The sequence below is a fragment of the Bradyrhizobium sp. SRS-191 genome, from assembly GCF_024586915.1.
GTDB lineage: Bacteria > Pseudomonadota > Alphaproteobacteria > Rhizobiales > Xanthobacteraceae > Bradyrhizobium.
In genome coordinates, this window is record NZ_JANBVS010000009.1 from 304,146 (window position 1) to 319,349 (window position 15,204).

At 65.8% G+C, this 15,204-nt stretch carries 16 protein-coding genes; 4 read left to right on the forward strand and 12 right to left on the reverse strand.

Annotation, left to right across the window (positions count from 1 at the left end; genetic code table 11):
- Positions 1–91: 91 nt before the first annotated feature.
- Both NLR35_RS18785 and NLR35_RS18790 read right to left on the reverse strand, forming a co-directional pair.
- Complete coding sequence (locus NLR35_RS18785; RefSeq protein WP_257168001.1) at positions 92–304, reverse strand: hypothetical protein; 213 nt, start codon at positions 302–304, stop codon at positions 92–94.
- Complete coding sequence (locus NLR35_RS18790; protein ID WP_257168002.1) at positions 301–1,311, reverse strand: AraC family transcriptional regulator; 1,011 nt, start codon at positions 1,309–1,311, stop codon at positions 301–303. The genes NLR35_RS18785 and NLR35_RS18790 overlap by 4 nt, the downstream gene beginning before the upstream one ends.
- Before the next feature lie 239 nt (positions 1,312–1,550).
- Between NLR35_RS18790 and NLR35_RS18795 the strand changes: the two genes are divergently transcribed.
- Positions 1,551–1,973 carry a GFA family protein gene (locus tag NLR35_RS18795; protein WP_257168003.1) on the forward strand — a complete coding sequence of 141 codons (423 nt, stop codon included), beginning with the start codon at positions 1,551–1,553 and terminating at the stop codon, positions 1,971–1,973.
- 168 nt (positions 1,974–2,141) lie between these two features.
- A complete protein-coding gene (locus tag NLR35_RS18800; RefSeq protein ID WP_257168004.1) occupies positions 2,142–3,269 on the forward strand; it encodes a LuxR family transcriptional regulator in 1,128 nt (375 codons plus the stop codon).
- Positions 3,270–3,277: 8 nt separating this feature from the next.
- On the opposite strand, the gene NLR35_RS18805 is transcribed toward NLR35_RS18800, so the two are convergent.
- The 6 genes from NLR35_RS18805 to NLR35_RS18830 all read right to left on the reverse strand — a co-directional run bounded on the left by NLR35_RS18805 (position 3,278) and on the right by NLR35_RS18830 (position 8,652).
- Positions 3,278–5,224, reverse strand: a complete 1,947-nt coding sequence (locus NLR35_RS18805) for a tetratricopeptide repeat protein (protein WP_257168005.1) — start codon at positions 5,222–5,224, stop codon at positions 3,278–3,280.
- A gap of 90 nt (positions 5,225–5,314) precedes the next feature.
- Complete coding sequence (locus NLR35_RS18810; RefSeq protein ID WP_257168006.1) at positions 5,315–6,058, reverse strand: di-trans,poly-cis-decaprenylcistransferase; 744 nt, start codon at positions 6,056–6,058, stop codon at positions 5,315–5,317.
- A 36-nt stretch (positions 6,059–6,094) separates the two neighbouring features.
- Positions 6,095–6,475 carry a transcriptional regulator gene (locus tag NLR35_RS18815; RefSeq protein WP_257168007.1) on the reverse strand — a complete coding sequence of 127 codons (381 nt, stop codon included), beginning with the start codon at positions 6,473–6,475 and terminating at the stop codon, positions 6,095–6,097.
- On the reverse strand, positions 6,462–7,079 hold the full coding sequence (locus NLR35_RS18820; RefSeq protein ID WP_257168008.1) for a hypothetical protein: 618 nt from the start codon (positions 7,077–7,079) through the stop codon (positions 6,462–6,464). Before NLR35_RS18820 ends, NLR35_RS18815 begins: the two co-directional genes overlap by 14 nt.
- Positions 7,080–7,235: 156 nt before the next feature.
- Positions 7,236–7,535: a DUF3551 domain-containing protein gene (locus NLR35_RS18825; RefSeq protein WP_257168009.1), complete on the reverse strand. Its 300-nt coding sequence runs from the start codon at positions 7,533–7,535 to the stop codon at positions 7,236–7,238.
- A 142-nt stretch (positions 7,536–7,677) separates the two neighbouring features.
- Positions 7,678–8,652: a tripartite tricarboxylate transporter substrate binding protein gene (locus NLR35_RS18830; protein WP_257168010.1), complete on the reverse strand. Its 975-nt coding sequence runs from the start codon at positions 8,650–8,652 to the stop codon at positions 7,678–7,680.
- A 109-nt stretch (positions 8,653–8,761) separates the two neighbouring features.
- On the opposite strand from NLR35_RS18830, the gene NLR35_RS18835 reads away from it, so the two are divergent.
- Positions 8,762–9,172, forward strand: coding sequence for a VOC family protein (locus NLR35_RS18835; RefSeq protein ID WP_257168011.1), 411 nt, complete (start codon positions 8,762–8,764; stop codon positions 9,170–9,172).
- Positions 9,173–9,178: 6 nt separating this feature from the next.
- Here NLR35_RS18835 and NLR35_RS18840 read toward each other — a convergent pair whose 3' ends face one another.
- Positions 9,179–10,507 carry a DUF2330 domain-containing protein gene (locus NLR35_RS18840; RefSeq protein ID WP_257168012.1) on the reverse strand — a complete coding sequence of 443 codons (1,329 nt, stop codon included), beginning with the start codon at positions 10,505–10,507 and terminating at the stop codon, positions 9,179–9,181.
- A complete protein-coding gene (locus tag NLR35_RS18845; protein ID WP_257168013.1) occupies positions 10,504–11,328 on the reverse strand; it encodes an RnfABCDGE type electron transport complex subunit D in 825 nt (274 codons plus the stop codon). Before NLR35_RS18845 ends, NLR35_RS18840 begins: the two co-directional genes overlap by 4 nt.
- Before the next feature lie 160 nt (positions 11,329–11,488).
- On the opposite strand from NLR35_RS18845, the gene NLR35_RS18850 reads away from it, so the two are divergent.
- Entirely contained in the window at positions 11,489–13,063 is a 1,575-nt protein-coding gene (locus NLR35_RS18850) for an AMP-binding protein (protein WP_257168014.1), read from the forward strand.
- Positions 13,064–13,085: 22 nt separating this feature from the next.
- Here NLR35_RS18850 and NLR35_RS18855 read toward each other — a convergent pair whose 3' ends face one another.
- Positions 13,086–14,195 (reverse strand): HD-GYP domain-containing protein, encoded by a 1,110-nt coding sequence (locus NLR35_RS18855; protein WP_257168015.1) that lies wholly within the window; start codon positions 14,193–14,195, stop codon positions 13,086–13,088.
- 205 nt (positions 14,196–14,400) lie between these two features.
- Positions 14,401–15,204: molybdopterin cofactor-binding domain-containing protein (locus NLR35_RS18860; protein ID WP_257168016.1), on the reverse strand; the 804-nt coding region annotated here is incomplete at its 5' end.

Here is a 15,204-nt window from a genome sequence, read left to right on the forward strand (position 1 = left end):
AGGCGCTTCGTTTGCCACAGGCCCCCGGGAATCCGTTGACACAGCTCAATCGGCGACACTTGCGTCGCCATCGCCAGTGATCACGTTCGGGTTACGGCGCAGAATCGGACGTCGCGATCGCATGGATCAGCAGCAGACAGCTGAAGATCACGAACAGCGCGAATGCCTGGAATTCGCGCAGCGACATCTCGAGCAGAGCAAGCATCCCATCGACCGGAAGGCCGGCAACGATCAGGAGGAGGAGACCCGTTCCCGCGACGAAGATGCCGTCGAGGATCCGGAGCGCGATCATCTTGCTGGTCATCGCACGCCTCCATCGGCGCGGCTGGGGCCCGGCAATCCGTTGCCGCCATCGCCTCGCACCTCCCGCGGCGTCAGTCCGTAATGGCGGCGGAACGAGCGATTGAAATGCGAGAGATCGCCGAAACCGACATCATAGGCGATGCTGGCGATCGCCAGCTGCGCGTGAGCCGGGTCGCACAGCATGCGATGCGCATGCGCCAATCGCACGCCGGACAGGAACGCGGAGAACGTGGTGCCATCGGTCTCGAACAGCCGTTGCACGTAGCGCGGCGTGACGTTCAGCCTGGTCGCGATCATCGCCACGGAGATGTCGCGGCGCTGGCTGTTCGCAACGAGGAAGGACTTGGCGAGCTTGAGCCGCGCCGCCCGCAATCCCCGCGCGCGCATCGTCTCGGCCAGACCGGCTGCCGGCCCGATCGCCAGTGCCAGGAGATCCTGGATGTGGCGCACCGACAGATTGAGCAACTGCGCATCGAGCGCGCCCCCGCTGCTCATCAGCCAGCTCGCATAATGATCGAGCAATTGCACGGCGCCCTGATCGACCGGGATCGGCCGCATGACCGCGTCGTCGATGCTGACGTCGGCGGCTTCGATCATCACGCGGGGCATCAGCAGCGTGAAGGAGTGACCGTTGCTTGCGCGGTGAAAGGCGCAAGGATCGGCGCCGCTGAGCAGGACCGCCTCGCCACGTCCCATCTCGCGCGTCCGGCCTGCCCCTTCGACGAAGGCCGTGCCCTCGCGATTGATCGCAAGGATCACATTGTCAGCGCCATCGCCGAGATAGCGGCCCGATCGCGAGATGCGCGCCGACGTGGCCCAGGCATCGAGCAGCTGCAAGCCGGGCAAGGTCAGCGCGCGATTGCGCGCCTTGAACGGCACGTCGGGAGCGGGCTCGAAGTCGACGCGCAACATGACGCGTCCGTAATGCTCACGCCAGAACGCCGCGCGCTCCCGCTCCGGAATGTGGTCGGTCGAGAATTCGACGATGCGAGGGTTGAGGTCCGACATGCAATCACCCGAGACTTTGACAACTGGCACCTGGAGCTTCGCGCAGACGGCGAACTCGATAGCGTCATCCGCTCGCGGCCGGCGTCCTCTGATGAGGGTACCTGCCTTCCTCGGCGGTCTTCGGATGTGAACTGGATCACGTCTGGTCGTGGCAGCCCCGGCATTGGTCGCCGGACACCAAGACGCGGAGCGCTCAGGAATGTTGCCGTCCGCCGCTTTCAAAACCCATGAGGACGATGATGACACTCTCTGGACGATGTTTTTGCGGCGCTGTTGAAATCGAGGTGTCCGGTGCACCGGAGGCGATGGGCTATTGTCATTGCCGATCCTGCCGGTCGTGGTCCGGAGGACCGGTCAATGCCTTCAGTCTGTGGAAGCCGGAGGCGGTGAAGGTCACGTCCGGAGCCGACCACGTGGCGACCTTCCAGAAGACGCCGCTCAGCCAGCGGCAATATTGCGGCAAATGCGGCGGCCATCTGATGACCACTCATCCGCCGCTCGGACTGATCGACGTGTTCGCGGCAACCCTTCCCGATCTCCCATTCCAGCCGGCCGTCCACGTGAACTACGCGGAAACGGTGCTGCCGATGCGCGACGGCCTGCCGAAGCTGAAGGATTTTCCAAGCGAGTTCGGCGGCTCGGGCGAGACCATCGCGGAGTAGCCCGTGTTCCCATCGTCCTGAGGCGCAACTCCAGGCGATGGCTCTCACGATCGCGGTCACGTCGTGAACCTCGCAGTCTCCGTGACGACCCATGAGGGGGAATATCGTCTGCCGATCCGTGTTGACAGTTCAGATCGGCGGCCCCGGGGCGATCGCAGAGAGGTGACCGTGGAGAGCGAACGCTATACTCAGGCGCTGGATGCCATCTATCAGGGCTTTGCGGACGTGGACGGCATCCCCACCGCGCTGGAATCGATCCGCAACCTGATAGGAGCCGAAGGCGCGACCTTCGAAGTGATCGACCCGGCCGTCCGGCGGCCGGTGATGTTTCACAGCAGCGGCGTCGCGTCGGCCGAGGGCGACGACTATCTCGCGCATTTCGCGCCCCGCAATCCGCGCCTGCCGGTGGCCCTGCGCCAGCAGCGCGGCGAGCTGTCATGGGACTATCAAGTCATGGATGAGAGCGCGATGACGCGTGATCCATTCTACATGGATTTCCTGCCGCGCGCCGGTCTCCGTTATTTTCTCTCGGTGGTGCTGGACCGATCACCACAGCGACTCGTCGCCTTCACCCTGCAGCGGTCGCCGCGGCGCGGGCATGTCGACAGGTCCGAGATCGCGCTGATGCGACGCCTGACGCCGCATTTGCAGCGCGCCTATGGGATGAGAGGCAGTATGGCCGCAGCTCACGGCGACGGCGTCGGCACCAAGGTCCTCGACCTCCTCAAGGACGGCGTCGCATTGCTAGATCCCAAGGGAGAGGTCGTTCACGCCAATCCGAGCCTGCAGGCCATCGCCATCGAGACCGGACTGTTCCGGATCGATGCGCGCGGCATTCACTTCGGCGCGTCCGATCTGCGCAGCCGCTATGCGCGTGCGTTCGGCGCCGTGATCGGCCGTGACGGTCTCACGCTCGCCGACGAAGCCATCGACTTTCTGGCGCCCCGCCCCGGCGGACTGCCGCCGTGCACGATTTCGCTGCGAGCACTGCGCCACGGCTGGCCACGATCCGATGCTCCCGAGGCTGTCGTGATGATGCTCGTGCACGATCCGCTGCAGGAGAGCGCAGCGACACATCTGCTTCAGGATCTTCATGGGCTGACCCGGGCCGAAGCTCAGCTCGCCTGCGCCCTCAGCACGGGCATGACTGCGGTCGAATACGCAGCGCATCGCGGCGTCAAGGTGACCACGGTCTACACGCATCTCAAGCGGACGCGAGAGAAGACGGGCTGGCGCAGCGTCGCCGAGCTGACGCGGCGCGTGCACGAGATCTCGATCAGGCTCAGGGAGGACTGACGGACGGCTTAGCTTGCCGCAAAGCCCTCGATCTGCCGCGCCAGCGCGTCACGCACGCGGGCGACGACATCGCCGTAGTCGCGGCGCTCGTCCTGACGGAACAGCCGTACGCTCGGATACCAGGGGCTGTCTTCACGATCGAGCAGCCAGCGATAGTCGGGCGTATAGGGCAGCATGATCCAGGTCGGCTTGCCGAGCGCGCCCGCAAGGTGCGCCACGCTGGTGTCGACGGTGATGACGAGATCGAGATTGTCGATCAGCGCCGCCGTGTCGACGAAGTCTCGGATGTCGCCGGTGAGATCGAGAATCTCGTTGCGTTCCGCGAGCAGAGCCTTGTCCGCGGGCCGCGCGTCCTTCTGCAGGCTGACGAACTGGGCGCCGACGTCTAGCAGCGGAGCCAGCATCGCCAGCGGCATCGACCTGTTGTGGTCGTTGAGATGCACGGGATTGCCGGACCAGACGAGGCCAACGCGCAAGGAGTGATGCGGTCCAAGCCGCCGTCCCCAAAGTGCGAGGCGCTCCGCCGCCGGGCGCGGCAGATAGCAAGGCGAGGCGGGGATGGTATTGAGGCAAGTGGCAAAGGCGAGCGGCAGGCTCGAGAGCGGGCAGTGATAGTCGATCGCCGGGATCGGATCGACGCCGCGAGCTAGGCACTCCATGACGCCCTCCAGGCCCGCCAACAGCGGCTGCAGCGGAGCATCGACCTCGAGCACGACGCGCGCGCCCTCGGCCGCGACCATCACCGCGTAGCGCGCGAACTGGATGGTATCGCCCAATCCCTCGTCACTGTGCAGCAGGATAGTTTTGCCCGCGAGCGGCGCGTCGGCGAGCCACATCGGCGCGTCGAAGCTGCGCTCGACGAAGCCGACCGCGCGGCATTTGCGGCCCCACTCGCGCGCCGCCCATCCCTGTGCGAAATCGCCGGTGAGCAGCCGGAACAGCGCGGCATTCCAATGCGCGTCGGCGAGGTCCGGCTTGAGCGCGACCGCGCGGTCGAAACTCGCAAAGGCCTCGTCGAAGCGATGCAGCTCGGCCAGCGAGGTGCCACGATGATTGTAGAATTCGGCCGTCTGCGGCCGGATCGCGATCGCCTTGTCGAACACGGCAACGGCCTCGTCATGGCGGCCGAGATTCTGCAGGATGCAGCCATAACTGTTGGCGATATCAGGATCATGCGGCGCCAGCACGTGCGCGCGCTGACCGGACACCTGCGCCTCGCCGTAGCGGCGCAGACGCCGCAGCGAGATGCCCTTGAGACAGAGCACGCCGGCCTGATCCGGCTGCTGTTTCAAGGACTGATCGAAGCGCGCGATCGCCTCATCGTAGCGGCCCGCGTCGAAATGCACCGCGCCGGCCTTGTTGGCGGCCTCGATTTGATCAGGCTTGAACTTCACCACTTGATCGAAGGCCAGCGCGGCTTCGTTGCGACGGCCCTGAGCTTCCAGCACCTCGCCGAGCCGAAACCATGCCGGGACGTGATCGGGTGCGAGCTGCAGCAGGCGATCGCAGGCGAGCGCGGCCTCTTCATGACGGCCCGTGAGCTGCAACAGCTCACCGAGAGCGTCCCAGCTGTCGGCCGAGTCCGGCTGCAGTTGCAGCGCGCGATCATAGGCCTTGATGGCTTCGTCCAGGCGGCCCGCCAACCGCAACGCCTGGGCGAGTCCCACGAAGGACGACGCGCGGGTGATATCCTGCCTGATCGCGCGCGCGAACCATTCGATCGCATCGTCGGCGCGCTTGAGCGCAAGGCAGACCTGGCCCATGGCCTGCAGCGCATCGATCGAGGCGGCATCCAGCGTCAGCGCGCGGCGGCAGGCGTCCTCGGCCTGCGGCAACTGGCCGGCGCGCAGCAGCCGGAACGCCGCCGCGCACAACGCATCCGGCGTATCGCTCTGTCCCAACGATCCGGGTTTCACCGGAGATTTGCCGGCGGGCCGATGCGGCTTGTGCTTCATCACGGGATCTCTGCGCTCGTGACGCAAGCGGTAGATGATTCCTCGATGCGCGGAAAGATTGTGGCTCGACGGCCGGCGGGAGAGCCGTGGTCAGGACGCTGCAGCCGGCGCGAGCGGCACCGCCTCAAGGCCACCGAAGCGGCGCTCGCGGCCACGGAACGACGCCAATGCCTGGGCGAGATCGGCGGCATCAAAATCGGGCCACATGCGCTGAGTGAAGTGCAACTCGGCATAGGCGCCTTCCCAGAGCAGGAAGTCCGACAGGCGCTGCTCGCCAGAGGTGCGAATGATCAGGTCGACGTCGCGCAGGCCGGCCTCGCCGGTGACGAGATCGGAGAACCGCTCGCGCGTCAGTCCGTCGACGCCGCCAGCCTTCGCGGCAGCATTGAGAATTGCATCACGCGCCGAATAGTCGACGGCAATGCGCAGATGCAGGGCGCGGCCGTCGCGCGTTGCCGCTTCGGCGCGGCCGATGGCGTCGGCGATGCCGCCCGGCAGGCGATCGCGGCGGCCGATCACGGTGAGACGGACGCCGTTGCGCACCAGCGATTCCACCTCGCTGGCGAGATAGACGCGCAACAGCGCCATCAAGGCGGCGACCTCGGCGCGCGGGCGCCGCCAATTGTCGCTGGAGAACGCATAGAGCGTCAGCGTGCCGACGCCCAGATCAGGCGCGGCCTCGACGACGCGGCGGATCGCCTCGACGCCGGCCTCGTGCCCGCGCAGCCGCGACAGGCCCTGCCGCGTCGCCCAGCGGCCGTTGCCGTCCATGATGATGCCGACATGCAGGCCTTCGACCACAGCAGGCGATTTCGGGTGCAGACTACTTTGCATTGCAAAGCTCCAGGTCAAAAAAATCCGAGGGGACGATCAGGCGCGGCCGGGGATGAGACCTGCCGATGCGGGCGCGTGATCCTTGCCGGCTGCCGCCGCGGCGTCGCGGACCAGGCGTTCCAGCACGGCGAGATAGTCGAGAAACCGCCGGCGTCCGGCCTTGGTGAGGCGGCAGCTGGTGTGCGGGCGATTGCCTTCATAGCCCTTGGTGACCTCGACCAGGCCGGCCTCCTGCAGCACCTGGAGGTGGCGCGACAGGTTGCCGTCGGTCAGGCCGCACAGCTGCTTGAGATCGGCAAAGGCGAGGCCCTTGGGATGCGCCATCAGCGAGGTGAGCAGGCCGAGCCGCGCCTTCTCATGGATGACGCGGTCGAGCCCGTCATAGGAAAACGGCGCGCTGCCGTCAGTCTTCGACATCGGAGTCTCCGGTCGCGAAATACAGAATGCCCGCCATCAGCGCCTGACCGGCCGCGAATGGCAGCCCCATCGTCCAGGGCGATAGCAGATGAGTGACGCTGCCGAGCAGCAGCACCGCGAACCCGGCCAGGAAGTAGAACGCGCCCGCCAACGCGACCGTGCGCGGCAGCGAGCGCACCGAGGCGAACACGCCGAGCGACATCAGGATCTGCCACAGGCCGGGCAGCATCCAGAGCGCCTCCGGCGCGAATTTCCAGAGCAGCACTGCGAGCAGCACGCCGGCAATGCCGGCCGGCAGGAATTGCTCGACCGCCTGGTGGATCATGGCGTCGGCGAGGCCGGAATGATGCCGGCGCGAGCGCGCGCGCATCTCGATCCAGATCATCGCAAGCGACACGCAAGCTGCCGCTGCCCAGCCGAGCAGGAAGGTGAGCGGCTCTCCGGTGGGATCGGGCAGCACGAATTGCTGGATCAAGGCCGTCATGAGCGCGACGGCCGCGGTCGCCGCCATCGTCGCCGGCCCGTAGCCGCGGAACGCCGTGCCGGCCGCAAGCTGGCTGCGGATGGCGATGATGTCGGCCAGCGCCTTGTCGAGATCGCGCATGTCTCACCCGGCGCCGCCTGGGCGCGATTCACTTTGCAATACAAAGTATACACGCGCGCAAAGTGAACGCAAGTCTCCGGGAGAGGAGATTCAGGACGTGCGCCGCGCGGTACCACCCAGGCACCAGCAGGCGCCGGGCCTCGGAGGCGGGGGAGCTCAGTAATAATTGTAGCGATGGACACGCCGCGGCGGCGGCATGTCGACATAGACCGAGGGGCCGCGCCGGGCTGAATCGAAGGCCACGCGGGGGTTGATGCCGCAGCCGGCGTTGCGTCCGGAGGCGCTGGCCCGGCATTGCTCGAACGTCTGATAGGAGCAGTCACCGGGGTAGCCGACACCCCTGCCCTGCACACACCAGGGATAATCGTAGCCTCCGGCCGCGGCCGGCGTGACATTGACGCCGCTGACGAGTGCAACGCCGACGAGGCCGGCCGCCATCATCAAAACCTTGCGCATGATCTGTTCCTCTTCTGGCGGGAAGATTGCATCACACTGGCATGGTCAAAAAACGACGAATTGGCGGTTCGGATCACCAAGCAGGGCCATGACGTGTCACGGACGGGGCACGCCATCGCCGTTGCTGCCAAAGCGCCTGCGCTCAATCCAGCTTCAGGCCGGCGAACTCGACGACCTTCTTCCACTTGTCCGTTTCCGCCGCGATCTGGGCGCCGAACTGCTCCGGCGTCTGGATCAGCGGGTCACCGCCCAGTTCGACCAGCCGCTTCTTGATCTCGGGCTCGGCGAGGATGGTGTTGACCTGCTTGTTGAGCTTCTCGACGATCTCCTTCGGCGTGTTCTTCGGCGCACCCATGCCGAACAATGCGCTCGCCTCATAGCCCGGCACGGTCTCGGCGATCGCCTGCACGTCCGGCAATTGCGCCGAGCGCTCCTGGGTGGTGACGCCCAGCGCCCGCAGCGAGCCGGAGCGGATGTGCTGGATGATCGAAGGCATGTTGTCGAAGATCACCTGGACCTGGCCACCGAGCATGTCGGTGATCGCCAGGGCGGCGCCACGATACGGCACATGCTGCATCTTGGTGCCGGTCATGGCCATGAACATCTCGCCGGACAGATGCACGGACGTTCCGTTTCCGGAGGACGCCATGTTCACCTTGCCCGGGTTCTCCTTGAGATAGGCAATGAACTCGGCGACGGTCTTGGCCTTGATGTCGCCGTTGACGGTCATCACGTTCGGCACGCGGTTGAACGACGCCACCGGCGCGATGTCGCGCACGAAGTTGAACTTCAGATTGGTGTAGAGACTGGCGTTGATGTAGTTGGCCGGATTGACCAGCAGCAGCGTATAGCCGTCGGCCTGCGCGTTCACGACCGACTCGGTGCCGATATTGTTGCCGGCGCCCGGCTTGTTCTCGACGATGAACTGCTGGCCGAGTGTCTCGGACAGCCGCTGGCCGATCAGGCGCGCGAGGATATCCGTCGCGCCGCCCGGCGGATAGCCCACCACGAAACGCACCGGGCGGGCGGGATACTCCGCTGCGGACGCGGTGCGAATGGCGGCGACGGAGGGGACGGCAGAGGCGATCAGACCAAGCGCAGTACGACGTGAAATCATGCGTTTCCTCGGATATATCGTTGAGCGTTCGTTGACGAACCGCCGCACGGATCCTAGCAGAAGGCCGCTGACGCGGCGAGGTCGATATCTCAATCGGAGGAGAGAGCTGATGCCGGTCAAGATCGATGCGCTGGATCACCTCGTGATCAACGTCGCCGACGTCGACCGCACGACCGACTGGTACCAAAAGGTCTTGGGCATGACGTTGCAGGTGTCCGACCCTGGCCCGGGACGGGCCAAGCGGACCTCACTGCTGTTCGGCAACCAGAAGATCAATGTGCGACCGAAGGACGCAGACAAGGTCGACTGGTTCACCGCCGACCATGTCATGGCTGGCAGCGACGACCTTTGCTTCCTGACGAGCAGCACGCCGGACGAGGTCGTCGCGCACCTGCAGGCGCTCGGCATCGCCATCGAGGAAGGCCCCGTGAACAGGCAGGGCGCCCGCGGTACCCTGCGTTCGGTCTATTGCCGCGATCCCGACGGCAGCCTCATTGAGATCTCGTCCTATCAGGACTGAGCCGCGTCACTTCGTGGCGGTCTCGCCGCTCTGCGCCATCTTGGCGACGATCTCGCTGCGCGGCCAGCCGGTCAATGCGGCGACATCGATCGCTTCCTTGGTGAACCGGGCCGACAGGCTCTCCTGATAAGACTTCACGGCGTCGCATTTCGCCTCGCCGCGCCAGGGATGGTGCTGGACGTAGCGGCCCTGGAAGTTGCTGCGGTCCTTGGTTTCGGTGAAGACGATGTCCTCGGGGAATGACTTCGCATCATAGCGCACATGCAGCCGGGTCACGTAGGCGTCGGAGCCGCCGCCCCAGCGGGTCGCGCGGAAAGCCGTGGCGTCGTCGCTGCCGATCCAGCGCGCGCCGAGCTCCGCCAATTCCTTGTTGCTCAACGGATCGGCGGCGCAGGGATCACACCATCCCATATCCCAGGCGTATTCGACGAACACCGCCTGCATGTTCTCCCGCGCCACCGCGCGCTCGAACAGCGCCTTGTAGAACGGGCCGAACTCGTTCTTGATGTACAAGGGAACGTCGACATCGGAGGGAATCTTCACGGTGCGATAGTTGGCCGCCTCGATGCGGCCGCTCCTGGTCAGCGCATAGATGATCAGATCCTGCGGCCCCTTCGCGTTGACGGTGCCCAGCCGCAGCGGCACCATGAACTTGGCGCTCTGATAGCGCACCTGCAGCGGCCGGAGCTGCCCGTTGCCGAGCCCCTTCATCCGCTCGACATTCACCTTCGCGACGAAGAAGCGCATGCTCTGCTTGATGTAGCTGCCGAGCACGGCTTCCGCCCCTTGCGGGATGCGATAGTTGTTGTCGGTCAACCAGCGTGTCAGGCCGTCGCTCTCCTGCGCCGAGAGAATCAGCACGTCGTATTCGGCGACATCGTAGCTGGCCTCGACGGTCACGCCGTATCGAATCTTGTCGCGCTCCTGCATGACGCCGACGGCGGCCGGCATCGGAATCCCGCCACGCGAGCGATACTGGATCGGATTGCACGGGTCCTCGTCATGATATTCCACCAGCCGCGGCGCGGTGTATTTGTCGAGGTGATCGATCGTGTTCGGCTCGACGACGCCGATCTGTTTGCGCTCGATGAAGGTCGGGACGGGAACTACGACGGCAAACTCCTTGACGTCGCCTTCGAAGTCGCTGGCCATGGTGATCGACGTCTGCTGGCCGTCACGCGCCAGCACGACCTTCGAGGACTGGTTGAAAAGCTTGGAATCGGCCTGCGCCACATAGAAGCCGCAGAAGGCCTGGGCCGGCACGATCGCCGCCTGGGACAGGATCGCAGCAGTCGCAACGGAGGCGCGGGCCATCTTGCTGAGGCGAGAGGTCATGTCGATACTCCTTTGGGAACGGACGAGTGCCAGGAAAAGCGGACAGCCGGAATCAGCCGGTCGAGCACCAGCGTAAGCGGCGACAGCGCGATCAACGCGACATAGAGCGCCGGGCGCATCTGCATCACGAAGGTCAGGTAATGCGCGGTCACCGCAACTGATATCGCGAACAGCAGCCGGCCGGCGCGCGAGTCCGGCGTCGTGCGCGGATCGGAGATCATGAAGAAGGTGAAGATCAGCAGCGAGCCGCTCTGCAGCTGATGCAGCGGAATCGCGAGGGGATCGCCGAGCCACGCTGCCCGCAACAGCAACAATGCGGCGTGGCTGGCAAAGAAATAGACGGCGATATCGGCCCGCCGCGAGGCGCTGAGCACGAGGATCGCGAAGCAGCCGGCGAGGCTCGCGAACCAGATTTCCGTTCCCCACTGGCCGGGCGAGATCCACACGCCGCGGGACGTGATCAGCAGCACCACGATCGCAAGGCCGGCGGGATTGAAGATGTGCTTGCCGTCGATGCGCAGCACGAATTTCGATCCAATCGCGATGACCGCCGCCGCTGCGTAGAGCCACAGCGCATCGGCCCGCAACAGCAGGCTGAGCGACAGGCCGGTGATGAACGGCGACTTGAAATCGAGTGGCGCTGCGGTGAGGCGGCAACAGATGACTTGCATGACCAAGGCGGTCGTGACCGCGATGATGCTCGCTTCGGGCCGCGCGCCGAAATCGATCACGGCGAAATTGATCGACAGCAGCGTGGCCAATGCCGCGATCTGGAAATGGCGGGCATCGGGCAGCCGCCATGGTCGTGCCAGGGCCTGCATGCGAACCTCCGGGCGTGTTTTGCCGCGCCATTGGTCGCCGCCAAAAGAAAACCGGTTCAATCCTGATTTGCTCGCGGCGGCAGGGGATGGCAGAACGATCGGACAAGACCGAAACCAAGCGGCCGGGACGGGCCGCGGACAACAAGCAGTGGGAGCCAAGATGAACGGACTGACGATCGCGCCCGGCACGGTGACGCCGTTCGACGGCATGGACGTGCCCTGGCTGCTGAAGCTGCGCAGCGAGGTCCGGCGCGATCATCCGTTCCTGATCTGGGCCCCGTTCGACGCGCCGGCGCGGCGCTGGAGCTATGGCGAGTTTCACGATCGCGTCGGCGCGCTCGCGGCCGGTCTCGTCAAGCGCGGCATCAAGCCGGGCGATGCGGTCCTGATCCATCTCGACAATTGCATCGAGGCGATGCTGGCGTGGTTCGCCTGTGTCGAGCTCGGCGCGCTCGCCGTCACCACCAACACGCGCTCGGCCGCCGCCGAGATGAACTACTTCGCCGATCATTGCCGCGCGGTTGCCGCGATCACCCAGCCCGCCTATGCCGAGATGATCTCGGCGCATTGCCGCGGCATCCGCTGGCTGGCGGTGATCTCGCACGATCCGGGCCAGCCGGAAACGACAGCCGTCGGCGTGGGCGATCGCTTCGAGACGCTGTTTGCCGACAGCGCCGACCGGCCGCTTCGCGCCACCGATCCGCTGGCGCCGTGCAGCGTGCAGTACACGTCAGGAACGACGTCGCGACCGAAGGCGGTGCTGTGGACGCACGCCAATGCGTTGTGGGGCGCCAAGGTCAATGCCGTGCATGAGGACCTGCACCAGGGCGACGTGCACCAGACCTATCTGCCGCTGTTCCACACCAATGCGCTGGCCTATTCGATGCTGGCCACGCTGTGGGTCGGCGCCACTTGCGTGATCCAGCCGCGCTTCTCAGCGAGCCGGTTCTGGAACGTGGCGCTGGAGCATGGCTGCACCTGGACCTCGACCATCCCGTTCTGCCTGAAGGCGCTGCTCGATCAGGAGGTGCCCAGGGATCACAGGTTCCGGCTGTGGGGCACCTCGGTGTCCGATCCGACCATCTTTGCCAAATTCGGCATCAAGATCATCGGCTGGTGGGGCATGACGGAGACCATCACCCACGGCATCATCGGCGAGGTCGATCAGCCGAACACGCCGATGTCGATCGGCCGCGCCGCGACGGAATACGCCATCCGCATCGCCGATGATGACGGGCGGCCGACCGAGGTCGGCGCCACCGGCAATCTCGCCATCAAGGGCGTGCCCGGCCTGTCGCTGTTCGCCGAATATCTCTACAACGAGGAGGCGACGCGGGCGAGTTTCGATGCCGACGGCTTCTTCCTCACCGGCGATCGCGTCACGCGCCTGCCGAACGGCTTCATCAAGTTCGGCGATCGCACCAAGGACATGCTGAAAGTCGGCGGCGAGAACGTCGCGGCCTCCGAGATCGAGCAGGTGATCGTCACCGTGCCCGGCGTGCGCGAGACCGCCGTCGTCGCCAAGAAGCATCCGATGCTCGACGAGGTGCCGGTCGCCTTCGTGATCCCGCACAACGGCGCCAAGCGCGACGACCTGCCGGAGCGGGTGCTCGCCGCCTGCCGCGCAGGCCTCGCCGATTTCAAGGTGCCGCGCGAGGTGCGATTGGTCGACGAGATGCCACGCTCGACCTTGGAGAAGGTCGCCAAGGCCGAGTTGCGCAAGCTGCTCGATTGATGCGGCCGGGGCGCGCCTTTGGCTAATGCGCGCCCATCGCCACCGGGCGGAACGCCTGCAGCAGCTGCTGGTCGAGCTTCGGACCCATGTTCTCCATGATCTGGAACGCGCGGGAATGCGTGAACGCCGGGCGATAGGCGCGGCGCTCGATCAGCGCGGCATAGATGTCGACGATCGTGGTGAGACGGACGATGTCGCTGATCTGCTCGTTATGCAGCGCATCGGGATAGCCCGAACCGTCGAGGAACTCGTGGTGATGCAGGATCACGTCGAGCATTTCCGGCGGGAAACCGCCCTGCCGCCACAGCGCCTCGTAGCCGCGGCGCGGATGCTGGCGCAGGATCGCGATCTCCTCGGCCGTCAGCTTGCCCTGCTTGTCGAGGATCGCCACGGGGATGAAGGCCTTGCCGACATCGTGCAGCAGCGACGCGCGCACCAATCGGCGCTGATCGTCGTCGCGCATGCCGAGATGCATCGAGAAGCCGACGGCAAAGCCTGTCACGAACAGGCAGTGGCGGTAGGTGTCATTGTGGTGGCAGCCGACCACGGTCATCCATTCCCGCAGCGAGGAGTGCTTGATCGCCTTCAGGATCTTGTTCTCGGCGGCGACGATGTCCTCCATCGTCAGCGCGACGCCGGCGGGCAGCTTCTCGAAGATCTTGACCATGACAGCATGCGCGGCCTCGACGCCGCGATTGAGCAGCTTGCCGCGATCGCTCTCGTCATAGCCGTCGTCAGCCGGCAGAGCCGAGCGGACCCGCTGCAGCACGTCCGCCGGGCTGAACGGACGCGCGATCGTGTCGGTGGCGCCGAGCGCCCAGGCCTGCATGGTGGCGTGATGCAGCGCCTCGGCGAGAACGAACAGGCGCGGCACCTCGCTATAGGCCCGCGCGGACAGCTTCTTGCGGACCCGCTGCACGCTTTCGGGCGAACGCAGGTTGATGTCGACGATCACGCCGGAAAAGCGGTTGCCTGGGTTCTCAGGAATTTCGGTGGTCGGCATCAGGTCGACATCGCCGACCGAGCGCAGGATGCGCGCCAGCTCGCTGCTCTGATCACCGCGATCGGACGCGAGCAGGAGATGGCGCCTGGTCGCTGTCTGGGTCACGGTCTGCTTGGCTGTCGCGCTCATACGTGCTCGCCCCTGCGGTTTGCTGCACACGCACGTTACGGGGATACGGGTTCGACGCGGCTTAATCCGATCATTCAAGCTGTCTGCTTTCGGGTAAGCGGGAGGTTAAGATGACCGTTCAAATTGCGGGACCCTTGCGGGAGGCAAACGAAAACCGCCGGAGACGTTCTCCGGCGGTTCTCGATGTCGTGCGTCGTTGCGAGCGTCAGGCCTTCATCGCCGCCTTCACCGCCTCGGCGGTAATCGGCAGCGAGCGCAGCCTTGCGCCGCAGGCATTGTAGATGGCGTTGCCGAGCGCCGGCGCGACCACGGTCACCGCGGGCTCGCCGACGCCGGTCGCCTTCTCGCCATTGGCGATGACGGAGATCGCAACCTCGGGCACCTGGCTCATGCGCAGCGGCGTGTAGCTGTCGAAGTTGGTCTGCTCGATGCCGCCGTCCTTCAACGTCGCCTTCTCGTACATCGCCAGCGACAGGCCCCACAGCGCCGCGCCCTCGACCTGGGCGCGGATATTGTCGGGATGCACCTGGGTGCCGACGTCGGTCGCCACGGTGAGCTTCTTCACCGTGACCGCGCCGTTGTCGGCGACCGCGACATGGGCGACGCAGGCCGTCCAGCTCGCGGTGGCGCGCTCCTGCGACGACACGCAGGCCACCCCCATGCCCTCGCCCTTCGGCAGCTTCTTCGCGCCGTAGCCGGACAGGCCCATCGCCGCGAGCAGCGTGTTGCGCAGCCGCTGCGCCCCGCCGTCGTTCTTGCCCTTGCCGTCGAGCAACGCGATGCGGAACTGCGCCGGGTCCTGGCCGGAGGCGGCCGCGATCTCGTCGATCATGCTCTCCACCGCCCAGAACGTCCAACCCGGCGCCACCGAGCGGAGCTGCCCGGACGGCGTCGCATTGTGCGCGAGCTCGTTCTTGATCGCGCGCACATGGTGGTTGGGCACGGTGTAGAAGAAGTCGGCGCCGTTGACCGTGAACGAGTCGAGCGGGCCCTTCTTGTCGACCGAGGG